Origin of the sequence: Streptomyces sp. NPDC097619 (assembly GCF_040302735.1) — a bacterium.
Classification (GTDB): domain Bacteria; phylum Actinomycetota; class Actinomycetes; order Streptomycetales; family Streptomycetaceae; genus Streptomyces.
Genome location: NZ_JBEOSD010000087.1, coordinates 18690 through 32836, shown reverse-complemented (window position 1 = coordinate 32836; position 14147 = coordinate 18690). Strand labels below are relative to the sequence as shown.

Sequence of the window (14147 nt, the reverse complement as noted above, 5' to 3'; positions counted from 1 at the left end):
GCGGGCGGGTTCCTGTTTATAGTTCTACTTCCCGTCCGGCCGTGTTCTCCTCGCGGCGCGGGGCTCCGCTGCGGTGGGGGGGGGCCCCCGGCCTTCAAGGCCGGGGCCCCACCCCTTCGTGCTGCGAGAGCCGTGCGGCTCAGCCGTTCGGGCCGCCCAGCAGGCCGCCCGGGTCGAGGCTCACGCCCGGGAACGGGAACTGCGGGTCGGTGACGCCGCCGCCGTTCGGGTCGCGGTCGCCGTTGTCGCCGCCGTTCTCGCCCCCGTTGTCGCCGCCGGGGTCGCGGTCGCCGGGCTTGCCGTCCCGGCCCTTGTCCTTCTTCCCCTTCTTGCCGGGCTTGCCCTTGCCGCCGGGGTTGGGCTGGACCGGGTCCGGGATGTGCACGGTCACGAAGCCGGGGGCCTCGCGTCCGGCCAGGGCGCCGGAGACGGCGTCCTGCCAGATCGGACCGGGCAGACCGCCACCGAAGACCTTGTCGTAGTACTGGCCACCGATGGTGATGTCCTCCATCGAGACCTGGTTGTTGCCGGGGGAACCGACCCAGGTGGCCCCGGCCATGTTCGGGGTGTAGCCCACGTACCAGGCGTTGTGGCGGGAGTCGGTGGTACCGGTCTTGCCGGCGCTGTCGCGGTCGCTGAGGCCGGCCGAGCGGCCGGTGCCGGAGTCGACCACGCCGAGCAGCAGGGTGTTGATGGTGTCGGCGGTCTTCTCCGACATCACCCGCTCGCAGCTGGACTTGGGCACCTTGAGGGCCTTGCCGCGCGGGTCGGTGATGGACTCGATGGCGACGGGGGAGCAGTAGACCCCGCGGTTGGCGAAGGCCGCGTAGGCGTTGGCCATGGTCAGCGGGGACATGCCCTCGGTGCCGAGGGAGACGGCCGGGCTGTCGGGCAGCTTGACGCCGTCGGCGCGGACCACGTGGAGCTTGTCGGTGATCTCCTTGAGGGGGCACAGGCCCATCTCGCCGATCATCTCCACGAAGTACGTGTTGACCGACTTGGCCATGGCCTCCTTCATGGCGTAGGGGCCGACCTCGGACTCGTTCTCGTTGGGGACCCGTTCGCCCTTGGTGTTCACCCAGGGGTTTCCGCTGCAGGTCTGCACCGGGCTGGGGTACTCCATCTCGTACGGCGAGGCGTACGTCTTCGTGGCGGGCATGCCCTTCTCCAGGGCGGCGGCCGCGACGAAGGGCTTGAAGGTGGAGCCCGTGGGGAAGCCGAAGTTGGAGCCGCCGAGCCGCCGGTCCACCGAGAAGTTGATCTGGGTCTCGTTGGTGCCGAAGCCGTACGGGCGGGACTGGCCCATGGCGAGGACGCGGCCGGTGCCCGGCTGCACCAGGGTGACGGCCGTGGCGACCTTGTCGGACTGGTAGACGTGCTCCTTGATGGAGTCGTTCACCGATTCCTGGGACTGCGGGTCCAGGGTGGTCCGGATGGTCAGGCCGCCCTGGTTCCAGATCTTGGCCCGCTCCTCCTTGGTCTTGCCGAAGACCGGGTCGGAGAGGAAGGTGGCGCGCACGTAGTCGCAGAAGAAGCCGGCGCCGCTGACGGCGGTGATGCAGCCGTTCTTCGGCTTGGTGACCTTCAGGCGGATCGGGGCGGCCTTCGCACGGTCGGCCTCCTCCTGCGAGATGTCCCTTATGTCGGCCATGCGCTGGAGGACGGTGTTCCGGCGGAGGGTGGCCTCCTGGGCGTCGTTGACCGGGTCGTACCGGCTGGGTGACTGCACCAGCCCGGCGAGCAGGGCCGACTCCTCCAGGGTGAGGTCCCGGGCGGGCTTGCTGAAGTAGCGCTGCGCGGCGGACTCGATGCCGTACGCCTGCTGCCCGAAGAAGGTGATGTTGAGGTAGTTCTCGAGGATCTTCTTCTTCCCGAGCTCCTCTTCCACCTGGATCGCGTACTTCAGCTCGCGGATCTTGCGCCCGAGGCTCTTCTGCTGGGCCTCGGCCACCTTGGCCGGGTCGTCGCCGGCCTCCTCCACGAAGACGTTCTTCACGTACTGCTGGGTGAGCGTGGAGGCGCCCTGGGCCGCGCCGCCCTCCTGGGCGTTGCGGTTGACCGCGCGCAGGATGCCCTTGACGTCCACGGCGCCGTGCTCGTAGAAGCGCGAGTCCTCGATGGCGACGATGGCCTTCTGCATGTACGGGGAGATCGCCGTCAGCGGGACGACCTTCCGGTCGCGCGAGTAGACGGTCGCGATCAGTCCGCCCTCGGAGTCGAGGATGGTGGTGCGCTGACTCAGCGGCGGGGTCTTGAGGTTGGCGGGGATCTCGTCGAATCCCTCGACGGTGCCCTTGGCCGCCAGGCCCAGCGCACCCGCGGCGGGGATGGCGATACCGGCCAGCACGACTCCGGAGAGAACGGAGACCCCGAGGAACTTGGCGGCCTGCTGGCTCCCCGTGAGCCCTCCGCCCGAGCGCTTCTTTGGCATGGGGGCAGCCTACGTTCTCATTCGCCGGACACGCGTATATGCCTTGGCCTAAGCTGCTCCCAACTGTCACAGCAGCGGCCCGGTACATCAACCCCTCGGTGCGACTTTCACCCTTCCCGAAAGGGGTGGACTCATGTCCGAATCTGCCGCATCCGTCATTCGGCGTCCGATGTGAGTTGAGATAAATGCCCCGAATTGCGGTATAGGTCGGGCATGTCGCCAGGTCACTCCGTCGGGTGATCTCCCGCTCACGCATAGTCCGTTCGGGCCATTCAAGATTGGGCCCGACGGGGGTGTTGCGCTGTGTCCACCTTCCGTAACGTCCTCAACTGGCAGCGGTGAATATGCCGCTACCGCCGTGGGGGAGCCTCGATTCGGGAGAGGACGGCGCCTAGATGGGCTGGGTAACCGACTGGAGTGCGCAGGCAGCCTGCCGCACTACCGATCCGGATGAACTGTTCGTTCAAGGTGCGGCGCAGAACAGGGCCAAGGCAGTGTGTACCGGATGCCCGGTGCGCACGGAGTGCCTCGCCGATGCGCTCGACAACCGCGTGGAATTCGGCGTGTGGGGTGGGATGACGGAGCGGGAACGCCGTGCGCTGTTGCGCAGGCGTCCCACGGTCACCTCCTGGCGCAGGCTGCTCGAAACCGCTCGCACGGAGTACGAGCGCAGTACGGGCATCCTGGGCGTGGACGTCGACGCCGACGCGGACATCGTGTACGAGACGTACGCGGCCGCGGGGTAGACCGCGGCGGACGTCAGTCGTACCCCAGGGGTACGTCGGCTCTCCGACAGGGAAGAGCCGGCCCACCCGCCGGGGGTACGTGCCTCATGCTCCGGCCGACTGCCCGGCCGCGAGCCGGTCACCGATGGCCCGCAGCCCGGCGAGGTCGTGCACATCGCCGGGCAGGGCGGCCACCTCCGTGAACGCCACCTCCGGATGCCGTGAGGTGAAACGGTCCCGCGTGCGCCGCTCGCGCGCGATCAGCTGCATGCGTTCGGCGTGCAGTCTCAGCAGCCCCGCCGCGATCTCGTCCACCGGGACGGCGTCCGTCGAGCCACCGCTGCCCTCTTCTCCGGACTTCCCGGACGTGACGGACCCGCTGTCGGCCGCCGTCGACGCACCCGGCGTGCCGGTGCCCCGCGCGGATGCCTTCCGCGTCGTCGTCCTCGTGTCCTGTCGACCCTCCCGGGCGTCGTCGGCCTCGTGCGCGTGGTCCGTGTCGTGCCGGTCGTCGGGTCGTTCGTGCGATCCGTGCGATCCGTGCGGTTCCTCGGGCGGGATGGGGGAGCCGTCCTCGGGAGCCGTGGTGTCCCCGGACGGGCCGGAGCCCTCGGGGTCAGGAGCAGCTTTCCCGGACTCCTGATCCACAATGCTGCCCTCGTCAAGATTCTCCGCGGCGGCCAGCGCTCGCTCCGCGGACAGCGCGTCCGCCCCGCTGCCATGCACGCGGTTCAGCACCAGGCCGGCCAGCGGCATGTCGTCCTCGGCGAGGCGCTCCACGAAGTACGCGGCCTCGCGGAGGGCGTCCGGTTCGGGGGCCGCGACCACCAGGAAGGCCGTACCGGGCGCCTGGAGCAGCCGGTAGGTGGCGTCCGCGCGGGTCCGGAAGCCGCCGAACATCGTGTCCATCGCCGCCACGAAGGTCTGCACGTCCTTGAGGAGCTGGCCGCCCATCAGCTTGCTGAGGGTGCCCGTCATCATCGACATGCCGACGTTGAGGAACTTCAGCCCGGCCCGGCCGCCCACCTTCGCGGGGGCCATCAGCACCCGGATGAACTTGCCGTCGAGGAAGGACCCCAGCCGCTTCGGCGCGTCCAGGAAGTCCAGCGCGGACCGGCTCGGCGGGGTGTCGACCACGATCAGGTCCCACTCCTCCTTCGCGCGGAGCTGGCCCAGCTTCTCCATGGCCATGTACTCCTGCGTGCCCGCGAACCCGGCCGACAGGGACTGGTAGAAGGGGTTGTCCAGGATCGCCCGGGACCGCTCGGCGTCCGCGTGCGCCTCGACGATCTCGTCGAAGGTCCGCTTCATGTCGAGCATCATGGCGTGCAGCTCGCCGTCCCCGGAGACCCCCGGCACCCGCCGCGGCACGTTGTCCAGGGAGTCGATGCCCATGGACTGGGCCAGCCGTCGCGCCGGATCGATGGTCAGCACGACGACCTTCCGGCCGCGTTCGGCGGCCCGCAGCCCCAGGGCCGCCGCCGTGGTGGTCTTGCCGACCCCGCCGGAGCCGCAGCACACCAGGATCCGGGTCTTCCGGTCGTCCAGCAGCCGGTCCACTTCCAGCCGGTCCGGGGCGTCCGGCCCCAGGACCGCCCCCATGGCCTCGGTCACGCCGTGCTCACCTGCTTCCGCAGCTCGGTGGCCAGCTCGTACAGCCCGGCCAGGTCCATTCCCGCGCCCAGCAGCGGCAGCTCGTACGTGGTGCGGCCCAGGTCGGCCAGCACGGCCCGCTGCTCCCGCTCCAGCCCCACCCGCACCGCGTGCTCGGCGGCCTGCTCCAGCAGCGGGTCCACCAGCCGCTCCGCGACCTGGCCCCGCCGCGCCCCGCCCAGCCCCGCCCGGGACAGCGCCTTCGCCACCTCGGCCCGGTGTTCCCCGGAGGCGGCCCGCAGCGCGGCCTCGTCCAGGTGGTGCGGGCGGACCATGTTCACGATGACCTGACCCACCGGCAGCCCGGCCTCCGCCAGCTCCGCGATGCCGTCGGCGGTCTCCTGGACCGGCATCTCCTCCAGCAGGGTCACCAGGTGCACGGCCGTGTCCGGGGACTTCAGGACCTTCATCACGGCCTGCGCCTGGTTGTGGATGGGGCCGAACCGGGCCAGGCCGGCGACCTCGTCGTTCACGTTCAGGAAGCGGGTGACGCGGCCGGTGGGCGGGGCGTCCATCACCACGTGGTCGTAGAGGAAGCGGCCCTGCTTGTCCTTGCGGCGCACCGCCTCGCAGGCCTTGCCCGTCAGGAGCACGTCCCGCAGGCCCGGCGCGATCGTCGTCGCGAAGTCGATGGCCCCGAGCTTCTTCAGGGCGCGGCCCGCGGAGCCGAGCTTGTAGAACATCTGGAGGTAGTCCAGCAGCGCCCGTTCCGCGTCGATGGCGAGCGCGAACACCTCGCCGCCCCCCGGGGCCACGGCGATCTTCCGCTCCTCGTACGGGAGCGCCTCCGTGCCGAAGAGCTGTGCGATGCCCTGCCTGCCCTCGACCTCCACGAGTAGAGTCCGCCTGCCCTCGGTCGCGAGGGCGAGCGCGAGTGCGGCGGCGACCGTGGTCTTACCGGTGCCGCCCTTGCCGCTGACCACCTGGAGCCTGCTCACGCGTCGAGCCTAACCAGTCCCCCTGCCCGGTGCGGCGAGAGGTCTCGAAGATCCGGCGGCAGCGGCTACGCTCCCCGCATGAAGAAGTTCGAATACGCCACGGTCCCGCTGCTCGTCCACGCCACGAAGCAGATCCTCGACACCTGGGGCGAGGACGGCTGGGAGCTGGTCCAGGTCGTGCCCGGCCCGAACCCCGAGCAGCTGGTGGCCTACCTCAAGCGGGAGAAGGCATGAGTGCCGTCGAGTCGAAGCTGGCCGAGCTCGGGCTGACGCTGCCCGAGGTCGTCCCGCCGCTGGCCGCGTACCAGCCGGCCGTGCGCTCCGGTGCCCACGTCTACACCGCGGGCCAGCTGCCCATGGTGCAGGGCAAGCTGCCGCTGACCGGCAAGGTCGGCGCCGAGGTCTCCGCGGAGGAGGCCAAGGAGCTGGCCGCCACCTGCGCCCTCAACGGCCTGGCCGCCGTGAAGTCGGTCATCGGTGACCTGGACAAGATCGTGCGGGTCGTGAAGGTGGTCGGCTTCGTCGCCTCCGCCCCCGACTTCACGGGGCAGCCCGGCGTCATCAACGGCGCCAGCGAGCTGCTGGGCGAGGTCCTCGGCGAGAAGGGCGTGCACGCCCGCAGCGCTGTGGGCGTGTCGGTGCTCCCGCTGGACGCTCCCGTCGAGGTCGAGTTCCTCATCGAGGTCGCCGACTGACGCGCGGCGTGCGGGGCCCGGTGCCCCGCACGCCCCCCCCCGGGCGCCCGACGGCGCCCACCCCGGCCGGCCCCGTGCCGGCCGGACGCGTTTCCGGTGCGCCGCCGGCCCCTCGCCGGCCCGGTCGGGGTGCCCTGCCGGCCGTTCCGGGGCCCGGCCCCGAAGCCGGTCGTACGGGCTTCCGCGCAGCTCAGCGCACTGATCACGGCGGCACGGCCGGAACCCCCCTCGAACATCGGCACGGATGGTCGTAGCATCCGGCCATGGCAGATGGTCAGAGCGGCCGGGACGGCCGGAGCGGGCAGGAAACGGACCGCGCGCGGGACGCGCGGCAGGGCGGCACGGCCGTGGGCGGCCAGTGGTACCCGCCCGAATGGCCGGACCGCATCCGGGCCCTCGCCGACGGCACCCTGACCCCGGTGGACCCCAAGCGGGCCGCCACCGTCATGCTGCTCCGCGACACCCCCGCCGGTCCCGCCGTGCACATGCTGCGCCGCCGCACCACCATGGCCTTCGCGGGCGGGGCCTACGCCTACCCCGGCGGCGGGGTGGACCCCCGCGACCACGACCGGCTGGTCGGCTGGGCCGGCCCCACGCTGGAGAGCTGGGCCGCGCGGCTCGGCGCCCCCGACACCGCCACGGCCCAGGCCGTGGTGTGCGCCGCCGTCCGCGAGACCTTCGAGGAGTCCGGGGTCCTGCTCGCCGGGCCCGCCCCCGACGCCCTCGTCGGGGACACCACCGGCGCGGACTGGGAGGCGGACCGGCGGGCCCTGGTGGCCCGCGAGCTGTCCTTCGCCGCGTTCCTGGACCGGCGCGGCCTGCTGCTCCGCTCCGACCTGCTCGGGGCCTGGGCCCGCTGGATCACCCCCGAGTTCGAGCCGCGGCGCTTCGACACCTGGTTCTTCGTCGCGGCGCTGCCCGAGGGACAGCGCACCCGCGACGTGTCCGGCGAGGCCGACCGCACCGTCTGGGTCCGACCCGCCGAGGCCGCGGACGGCTACGACCGGGGCGAGCTGCTGATGATGCCGCCGACCATCGCCACCCTGCGCTCCCTGGAGCCGTACGGCACCGCCGCCGGGGCCCTCGCCGGGGCCGCGGACCAGGAGCTGGCCCCGGTGCTGGCCCGGGCGCGCCTGGAAGCGGGCGAGGTGGTGCTCAGCTGGCCGGGCCACGACGAGTTCACCAAGCGGGTCCGTACGGGGGGCGCGGCATGACCGACGCTGCGGCCCTGCCCGGCCAACCCCGCGGGACGGTCGTCTCCGGCCCCGCGACCGCGCGCGCCGTGAACGTCCTGGCCCCCAACCCGTCCGCGATGACCCTGGACGGCACCAACACCTGGCTGGTCTCCGAACCCGACTCCGACCTCGCCGTGGTCGTGGACCCGGGCCCGCTCCACGAGGGCCACCTGCGCGAGGTCGTCGCCACCGCCGAGAAGGCCGGCAAGCGGATCGCGCTGACCGTCCTCACCCACGGCCACCCCGACCACGCCGAGGGAGCCGCCCGCTTCGCGGAGCTCACCGGCACCCGCGTCCGCGCCCTGGACCCGGCCCTGCGTCTCGGCGACGAGGGACTGGGCGCCGGGGACGTGATCACCGTGGGCGGGCTGGAGATGCGGGTGGTGCCCACCCCCGGGCACACCGCCGACTCCCTCTGCTTCCACCTCCCCGCCGACCGGGCGGTGCTCACCGGGGACACCGTCCTCGGCCGCGGCACCACCGTCGTGGCGCACCCCGACGGACGGCTGGGGGAGTACCTGGAGTCCCTGCGCCGGCTCCGCTCGCTGACCGTGGACGACGGGGTGCGGACCGTCCTGCCCGGACACGGCCCGGTCCTGGACGACGCCCAGGGCGCCGTGGAGTACTACCTCGCGCACCGCGCGGCCCGGCTGGCACAGGTGGAGACCGCCGTGGAGAACGGCTTCCGCACCCCCTCCGAAGTGGTGGCGCACGTCTACGCCGACGTGGACCGCTCCCTGTGGCCGGCGGCGGAGTGGTCGGTACGGGCACAGCTGGAGTACCTGCGGGAGCACGGACTGATCCCCGACGGCGGGGAAATCGTCTGAATGCCGTGCCCGGGGCCGGCTAGGCTCCGGGCATGGGGATATTCGTGGGGCTCGTGGTCGTGCTCGCCGTGGTCGGTGCCGTCAGTTCCGTCAGCGGGGCGTTGGCGGGCCGGATCCACCGGCTGGAGCGGCAGAACGCCCGCTTGGAGCGGCGGCTCGACCTGCTGATGACGCACCTGGGCATCGAGGAGCGGACGGAACCGGGCATGGCCGAGGTCCGCGCCCTGCTGCTCAAGGGCCGCAAGATCGAGGCGATCAAGGAGTACCGGCGGCTGACCGGGGCGGGGCTCCGCGAGGCCAAGGAGGCCGTGGAGGCCATGGAACGCTGAGCGGGGCTCCTGAGGGCGGTACGGGGCATCCTGTGAGGCCGCTGTGACGCCTGGGGCGTGTGGGGTGACCGCGGGGGCCCTCGCGGGCCGCCGGGAGCCCCCGTGGTGCCGTCAGAGCGTCGTCCCGGCTCCGGGGGCCGGCTCGTCCCCGGCCCGGTAGCGGGGCAGGTGCTCGGCCAGGTCGGCCCCGAGCAGCGGTACGCACCGGCAGGCCAGGAAGCGGCCGATGCCGTCCCGCTCCGCCTCGGAGAGGACGGCCTCCTTCCCGTACAGCAGGAGCGCGGGCCCCTGCCCGGTCTCCGGGGCGCCGTCCGGGGAACCCGTCACGGCCTCGGCCTCGGGCCGCAGCACGTCCGCGAGGGCCTGGGCGGTGGCCCGGTCGGCCGGTCCGGGCTCCGCGTGCAGCACCAGCAGCAGTCCCAGCCGGCCCGGCAGGCCCAGGGGCAGCGGTCCGTGCAGGTACGCGCTGTGCAGGCGGGCGCCGAAGGACTCCGCGGTCCGCGTCCGGGCGGTCGCCACGGCCTGGCGGTGCTCCGGCCGGACCCGCCCCAGGCTCCCGGCCCGCTCGGCGTACCCGCCCTGCTCCCGCACCGGCCCGGCCCCGGCCGCGTGTCGGTATCCGTTCATGGGGCCACAGTGCGGCCGCCCGACCGGGGAGCCCCGGACCCGGCCCGCCGTGCCGCGGCGGTGCGCCCGTACGGGGACGGAAAGGCACCCGGAACGAGGAACCCGCGGGGGAGGCGGGAGGCACGTGACGGGCGCGGGCAGGGGCGGGAGACGCGGGAAGGGGCCCCGCCGCGGTGGCGGGGCCCCTTCCGGAAGCCGTGCGGAGCCCCGTCGGGCGCCGTGGCGGTGCGCGTCAGCGCGAGCGCTTCGCGAGGCGCTCCACGTCGAGGAGGATCACGGCGCGCGCCTCCAGGCGCAGCCAGCCGCGGCCCGCGAAGTCGGCGAGGGCCTTGTTGACCGTCTCGCGGGAGGCGCCGACCAGCTGGGCCAGCTCTTCCTGGGTGAGGTCGTGCACCACGTGGATGCCCTCCTCCGACTGCACGCCGAAGCGGCGCGACAGGTCGAGGAGCGCCCGGGCCACGCGCCCGGGGACATCGGAGAAGACCAGGTCGGACATCTGGTCGTTGGTCTTGCGCAGTCGGCGGGCGACGGCGCGCAGCAGCGCGGTGGCCACCTCGGGGCGGGCGTTCAGCCAGGGCTGGAGGTCCCCGTGGCCCAGGCCGAGCAGCTTGACCTCGGTCAGCGCGGTGGCGGTGGCGGTGCGCGGGCCCGGGTCGAAGAGCGACAGCTCTCCGATCAGCTCGCCGGGGCCGAGGACGGCCAGCATGTTCTCCCGGCCGTCGGGGGAGGTGCGGTGCAGCTTCACCTTGCCCTCGGTGACCACGTACAGCCGGTCACCGGGGTCGCCCTCGTGGAACAGGGCGTCACCGCGTGCGAGGGTCACCTCGCCCATGGAGGCGCGGAGCTCCGCGGCCTGCTCGTCATCGAGCGCCGCGAAGAGCGGGGCGCGCCGCAGAACGTCGTCCACGAGTCTCTCTCCTATATCGACCTGCTCAGGGGACCGTGCTCCCCATTTTGCAGGACGCGTCAAACAGTGCGATCGGTCACAAGGATGCCGGATGCGGGCCCGTACCGGGCTGTCCGGAGCCAATCGGGGTGGTGTTACCGGAGGTCCGGGTGGTCCGTCGGCGGCTGCCCTTAGGCTGGCCGGGTGTCCAACAAGCCGGTGAGAGCACAGGCCAAAGGCCCCGCGAGAGTGACCGCCCCCACGGATTCAGCCGTGGGCGAACAGGGCTCGTCCCCGTCCGTACGCCGCCCCGCGAAGGGGGCTCCGGGGGCCGGAGCCGCCCCGCGCGCGGCGGGTAAAGCTTCGACCAAGGCAGGGGCCGGAGGTCCCGCGGCCGGGGGCGCGCGGGCGGCCGGGACCACCGGAACGGCCAGCGGCGCGAAGAAGGCCGCGAGCAAGCGGCCCGCGAGCAAGAAGCCCGCGCAGGGCTCCGCGCCCACCCGGTCCGCGAAGCCCGCCAAGTCCGCGAAGCCCGCCAAGCCCGAGTCGCACCTCGCGATGGTGCGCCGGGCCCGCCGGATCAACCGCGAACTGGCCGAGGTCTACCCCTACGCCCACCCCGAGCTGGACTTCACCAACCCGTTCGAGCTGCTGGTCGCCACGGTCCTGTCCGCGCAGACCACCGACCTGCGGGTGAACCAGACCACCCCCGCCCTCTTCGCCGCGTACCCCACCCCGGAGGACATGGCGGCGGCGGTCCCGGAGGAGCTGGAGGAGATCATCCGGCCCACCGGCTTCTTCCGGGCCAAGGCCAAGTCGCTGATGGGTCTGTCCGCGGCGCTGCGGGACCGGTTCGACGGGGAGGTGCCGGGCCGGATCGAGGATCTGGTCACCCTGCCCGGAGTGGGCCGGAAGACGGCCAACGTCGTCCTCGGCAACGTCTTCGGAGTCCCGGGGATCACCGTGGACACCCACTTCGGGCGCCTGGTGCGCCGCTGGAAGTGGACCGAGCAGGAGGATCCGGAGAAGGTCGAGGCGGAGATCTGCGCGATCTTCCCCAAGAGCGAGTGGACGATGCTCTCGCACCGCGTGGTCTTCCACGGCCGCCGGATCTGCCACTCCCGCAAGCCCGCCTGCGGGGCCTGCCCGATCGCCCCGCTCTGCCCCGCCTACGGGGAGGGCGAGACCGATCCGGAGAAGGCGGCCAAGCTGCTGAAGTACGAGAAGGGCGGGCAGCCCGGCCAGCGGCTCAGCCCGCCCGCCGACTACCCGGGGCTGCCGGCGGCCCCCCTGGTCCGTACGACCGCCGCCCCGGAGCCCGGCCCGGCGGCCTGACCCCGTGGCCCGCTCCCGCCCCCGGGAGCGGGCGGTGCGGCACCCCTCGCGGAACCGGCCCGGCGCGCCGGGCCCGGCGGAACGAATCGGCGCCCCGGGCGCGTTGCAGCCAGGGGGCCTACAGACGGCGAACGGACAGAGGTGCGCATGGCAAGGGCGACGCGGGACGAGGCCGGACACGGGACCCCGCGGGGCCACCGGCCCGAGGAGGGCCCCGTCCTGCTCTCCACCGAGGGCCTGCCCGGCTGGCTGGACCCGGTGGTGCACGCCATGCGGACCGTCCGCCCCCGCCAGCTCAGCCGCTTCCTGCCGCCCGAGGACGGGGCGGGCCGGCAGTCCGCCGTCCTCGTGCTCTTCGGCGAGGGCCCCCGCGGGCCCGAACTGCTCCTGATGGAACGTGCCGGGACCCTCCGTTCGCACGCCGGACAGCCCTCCTTCCCCGGCGGCGCCCTCGATCCGGAGGACGGCGACCCCACCGGCTCCGGCCCGTTGCGCGCGGCGCTCCGCGAGGCCGAGGAGGAGACCGGGCTCGACCCCACCGGCGTGCAGCTCTTCGGGGTGCTGCCCCGCCTCTACATCCCCGTCAGCGAGTTCGTGGTCACCCCCGTACTCGGCTGGTGGCGTGAGCCCAGCCCGGTCGGGGCGGTCGACCCGGCCGAGACGGCCCGCGTGTTCACGGTGCCCGTGGCGGATCTCACGGACCCCGAGCACCGGGTCACCGTGGTCCACCCCAGCGGGTACCAAGGGCCCGCATTCCTGGTCGAATCGGCCCTGGTCTGGGGGTTCACGGCCGGCGTGATCGACCGGATCCTGCACTACGCCCACTGGGAAAGGCCCTGGGACCGAACCCGCCAGGTCCCGCTCGACTGGCGCGCATGAGACGGTGGCCCACGTGAACGTGCTGGACATCCTGCTGTTGCTCGCCGCCGTGTGGTTCGCGATCGTCGGCTACCGCCAGGGCTTCGTCGTCGGCATCCTGTCGGTGATCGGCTTCCTGGGCGGTGGCCTCGTCGCCGTGTCCCTGCTCCCCCTGGTCTGGGACCAACTGCGGGACGACAAGGCCCAGGTGTCGACCACGGCCGTGGTCGTCGCGGTGGTCGTGGTCATCGTCTGCGCCTCCATCGGGCAGGCGTTCACCACCCACCTGGGGAACAAGCTCCGGCGCCACATCACCTGGTCGCCCGCGCGCGCCCTGGACGCCACCGGGGGCGCCCTGGTCAACGTCGTCGCCATGCTCCTGGTGGCCTGGCTGATCGGCTCCGCGCTGGCCGGCACTTCCCTGCCCACCCTCGGCAAGGAGGTCCGCAACTCCAAGGTGCTGCTCGGGGTCTCGCGGGTGCTGCCGGACCAGGCCGACACCTGGTTCACCGACTTCTCCTCGGTCCTCGCGCAGAACGGCTTCCCGCAGGTCTTCAGCCCGTTCTCCAACGAGCCCATCACCGAGGTCCGCGCCCCCGACCCGGCCCTCGCCGGCAGCCCGGTGGCCGAGGCCGCCAAGCGCTCCATCGTCAAGGTCGTCGGCACCGCCCCCAGCTGCAGCAAGGTCCTGGAGGGCACCGGCTTCGTCTTCGCCCCCGGCCGCGTGATGACCAACGCGCACGTGGTCGGAGGGGTGCAGGAGCCCACCGTGCAGATAGGCGGTGAGGGCCGGCTCTACGACGCCGAGGTCGTGCTCTACGACTGGGAGCGCGACATCGCCGTCCTGGACGTGCCCCGGCTCGAAGCCCCGGCGCTGGAGTTCACCGAGGAGGACGCCCGCAGCGGGGACGACGCCATCGTGGCCGGCTTCCCGGAGAACGGCGCCTACGACGTGCGCTCGGCCCGCGTCCGCGGCCGGATCAACGCCAACGGCCCCGACATCTACCACCGCGGGACCGTCCGCAGGGACGTGTACTCCCTGTACGCGACGGTCCGCCAGGGCAACAGCGGCGGACCGCTGCTGACCCCGGAGGGCAAGGTCTCCGGAGTGGTCTTCGCCAAGTCCCTGGACGACGCCAACACCGGCTACGCCCTCACCGTGGACGAGGTCCGCGACGACATCCGCGAAGGCCGGAGCGCCGAGGGCCGCGTCAACACCCAGGGCTGCGCCCTCTAGGACGACGGACCCCGGGGGAGCGGCACCCGCGGCCCGGAGCGGCCGAGGGCGGACCTCCGCCGCATGGTGGTGGTCCGCCGCCGTGGCCGTCCCGGGAGGACCCCGGGCGCGGTCCGCTCAGCTCCTCGGATGCCTGAGCCGGGCCGAGACCCAGCGGGCGCGGCGGCGCAGGATGCGCGGGATGTCGAGGCGGTGGTCGTCGCCGTGCGGCGACCGGCCCGACCTCTCGTAGCCGCCCGGCGTAGCTGCCGAGCGGCGGTTGCGTGCGGAGTCACCGTGGTCGTGCGTCCAGCCCATACTCCGACGTGTGCCCGGGGCCCAAGGTCGGTAACCGCTCCGGAGAGGGCCAATTGGCCTATGCACCGGGCAAT

The 14147-nt window shown here is 72.9% G+C and carries 15 protein-coding genes; 9 read left to right on the top strand and 6 right to left on the bottom strand.

The features are described from left to right. Positions 1 to 139 precede the first annotated feature (139 nt). Positions 140 to 2431 carry a transglycosylase domain-containing protein gene (locus ABTZ17_RS22785; protein ID WP_352197522.1) on the bottom strand — a complete coding sequence of 764 codons (2292 nt, stop codon included), beginning with the start codon at positions 2429 to 2431 and terminating at the stop codon, positions 140 to 142. A 395-nt stretch (positions 2432 to 2826) separates the two neighbouring features. Between ABTZ17_RS22785 and ABTZ17_RS22780 the strand changes: the two genes are divergently transcribed. Continuing rightward, a complete protein-coding gene (locus ABTZ17_RS22780; protein WP_352197521.1) occupies positions 2827 to 3177 on the top strand; it encodes a WhiB family transcriptional regulator in 351 nt (116 codons plus the stop codon). A gap of 84 nt (positions 3178 to 3261) precedes the next feature. Here the strand turns inward: ABTZ17_RS22780 and bagB are convergent, their stop codons facing one another. Next, on the bottom strand, positions 3262 to 4758 hold the full coding sequence (gene bagB, locus ABTZ17_RS22775; protein WP_352197526.1) for an ATPase BagB: 1497 nt from the start codon (positions 4756 to 4758) through the stop codon (positions 3262 to 3264). A gap of 8 nt (positions 4759 to 4766) precedes the next feature. Beyond that, positions 4767 to 5747: an ATPase BagA gene (bagA, locus tag ABTZ17_RS22770; protein WP_352197520.1), complete on the bottom strand. Its 981-nt coding sequence runs from the start codon at positions 5745 to 5747 to the stop codon at positions 4767 to 4769. A 78-nt stretch (positions 5748 to 5825) separates the two neighbouring features. Between bagA and sp36 the strand changes: the two genes are divergently transcribed. The 5 genes from sp36 to ABTZ17_RS22745 all read left to right on the top strand — a co-directional run bounded on the left by sp36 (position 5826) and on the right by ABTZ17_RS22745 (position 8833). Beyond that, positions 5826 to 5981: a Sp36 family protein gene (gene sp36 / locus ABTZ17_RS22765; protein WP_352197519.1), complete on the top strand. Its 156-nt coding sequence runs from the start codon at positions 5826 to 5828 to the stop codon at positions 5979 to 5981. Beyond that, complete coding sequence (locus ABTZ17_RS22760) at positions 5978 to 6442, top strand: RidA family protein (RefSeq protein ID WP_352197518.1); 465 nt, start codon at positions 5978 to 5980, stop codon at positions 6440 to 6442. Before sp36 ends, ABTZ17_RS22760 begins: the two co-directional genes overlap by 4 nt. 263 nt (positions 6443 to 6705) lie before the next feature. Beyond that, positions 6706 to 7656, top strand: coding sequence for an NUDIX hydrolase (locus tag ABTZ17_RS22755; RefSeq protein WP_352197517.1), 951 nt, complete (start codon positions 6706 to 6708; stop codon positions 7654 to 7656). Beyond that, positions 7653 to 8504, top strand: a complete 852-nt coding sequence (locus ABTZ17_RS22750) for an MBL fold metallo-hydrolase (protein ID WP_352197516.1) — start codon at positions 7653 to 7655, stop codon at positions 8502 to 8504. Before ABTZ17_RS22755 ends, ABTZ17_RS22750 begins: the two co-directional genes overlap by 4 nt. Positions 8505 to 8536: 32 nt before the next feature. Next, positions 8537 to 8833 (top strand): ribosomal protein L7/L12, encoded by a 297-nt coding sequence (locus ABTZ17_RS22745; protein WP_352197515.1) that lies wholly within the window; start codon positions 8537 to 8539, stop codon positions 8831 to 8833. A gap of 111 nt (positions 8834 to 8944) precedes the next feature. Here ABTZ17_RS22745 and ABTZ17_RS22740 read toward each other — a convergent pair whose 3' ends face one another. Both ABTZ17_RS22740 and ABTZ17_RS22735 read right to left on the bottom strand, forming a co-directional pair. Next, a complete protein-coding gene (locus tag ABTZ17_RS22740) occupies positions 8945 to 9460 on the bottom strand; it encodes a hypothetical protein (protein WP_352197514.1) in 516 nt (171 codons plus the stop codon). A 232-nt stretch (positions 9461 to 9692) separates the two neighbouring features. Beyond that, positions 9693 to 10367 carry a Crp/Fnr family transcriptional regulator gene (locus ABTZ17_RS22735; RefSeq protein ID WP_003981529.1) on the bottom strand — a complete coding sequence of 225 codons (675 nt, stop codon included), beginning with the start codon at positions 10365 to 10367 and terminating at the stop codon, positions 9693 to 9695. A gap of 228 nt (positions 10368 to 10595) precedes the next feature. Between ABTZ17_RS22735 and nth the strand changes: the two genes are divergently transcribed. The 3 genes from nth to ABTZ17_RS22720 all read left to right on the top strand — a co-directional run bounded on the left by nth (position 10596) and on the right by ABTZ17_RS22720 (position 13776). Continuing rightward, entirely contained in the window at positions 10596 to 11681 is a 1086-nt protein-coding gene (nth, locus tag ABTZ17_RS22730; protein WP_352197525.1) for an endonuclease III, read from the top strand. Positions 11682 to 11828: 147 nt separating this feature from the next. Beyond that, the gene (locus ABTZ17_RS22725; protein WP_352197513.1) at positions 11829 to 12560 is read left to right on the top strand and encodes an NUDIX hydrolase; all 732 of its coding nucleotides are present in this window, start codon (positions 11829 to 11831) and stop codon (positions 12558 to 12560) included. A gap of 13 nt (positions 12561 to 12573) precedes the next feature. Beyond that, positions 12574 to 13776 (top strand): MarP family serine protease, encoded by a 1203-nt coding sequence (locus tag ABTZ17_RS22720; protein ID WP_352197512.1) that lies wholly within the window; start codon positions 12574 to 12576, stop codon positions 13774 to 13776. A gap of 117 nt (positions 13777 to 13893) precedes the next feature. Here the strand turns inward: ABTZ17_RS22720 and ABTZ17_RS22715 are convergent, their stop codons facing one another. Continuing rightward, positions 13894 to 14073: a hypothetical protein gene (locus ABTZ17_RS22715; protein ID WP_352197511.1), complete on the bottom strand. Its 180-nt coding sequence runs from the start codon at positions 14071 to 14073 to the stop codon at positions 13894 to 13896. Positions 14074 to 14147 lie beyond the last annotated feature (74 nt).

Bases quoted from the DNA above. Each gene is read 5' to 3' on its own strand.
- ABTZ17_RS22740 (WP_352197514.1), bottom strand. From the start codon at position 9,460: ATGAACGGATACCGACACGCGGCCGGGGCCGGGCCGGTGCGGGAGCAG.
- ABTZ17_RS22725 (WP_352197513.1), top strand. From the start codon at position 11,829: ATGGCAAGGGCGACGCGGGACGAGGCCGGACACGGGACCCCGCGGGGC.
- ABTZ17_RS22750 (WP_352197516.1), top strand. From the start codon at position 7,653: ATGACCGACGCTGCGGCCCTGCCCGGCCAACCCCGCGGGACGGTCGTC.
- ABTZ17_RS22780 (WP_352197521.1), top strand. From the start codon at position 2,827: ATGGGCTGGGTAACCGACTGGAGTGCGCAGGCAGCCTGCCGCACTACC.
- ABTZ17_RS22715 (WP_352197511.1), bottom strand. From the start codon at position 14,073: ATGGGCTGGACGCACGACCACGGTGACTCCGCACGCAACCGCCGCTCG.
- ABTZ17_RS22785 (WP_352197522.1), bottom strand. From the start codon at position 2,431: ATGCCAAAGAAGCGCTCGGGCGGAGGGCTCACGGGGAGCCAGCAGGCC.
- ABTZ17_RS22760 (WP_352197518.1), top strand. From the start codon at position 5,978: ATGAGTGCCGTCGAGTCGAAGCTGGCCGAGCTCGGGCTGACGCTGCCC.
- ABTZ17_RS22755 (WP_352197517.1), top strand. From the start codon at position 6,706: ATGGCAGATGGTCAGAGCGGCCGGGACGGCCGGAGCGGGCAGGAAACG.
- bagB (WP_352197526.1), bottom strand. From the start codon at position 4,758: ATGGGGGCGGTCCTGGGGCCGGACGCCCCGGACCGGCTGGAAGTGGAC.
- sp36 (WP_352197519.1), top strand. From the start codon at position 5,826: ATGAAGAAGTTCGAATACGCCACGGTCCCGCTGCTCGTCCACGCCACG.
- ABTZ17_RS22745 (WP_352197515.1), top strand. From the start codon at position 8,537: ATGGGGATATTCGTGGGGCTCGTGGTCGTGCTCGCCGTGGTCGGTGCC.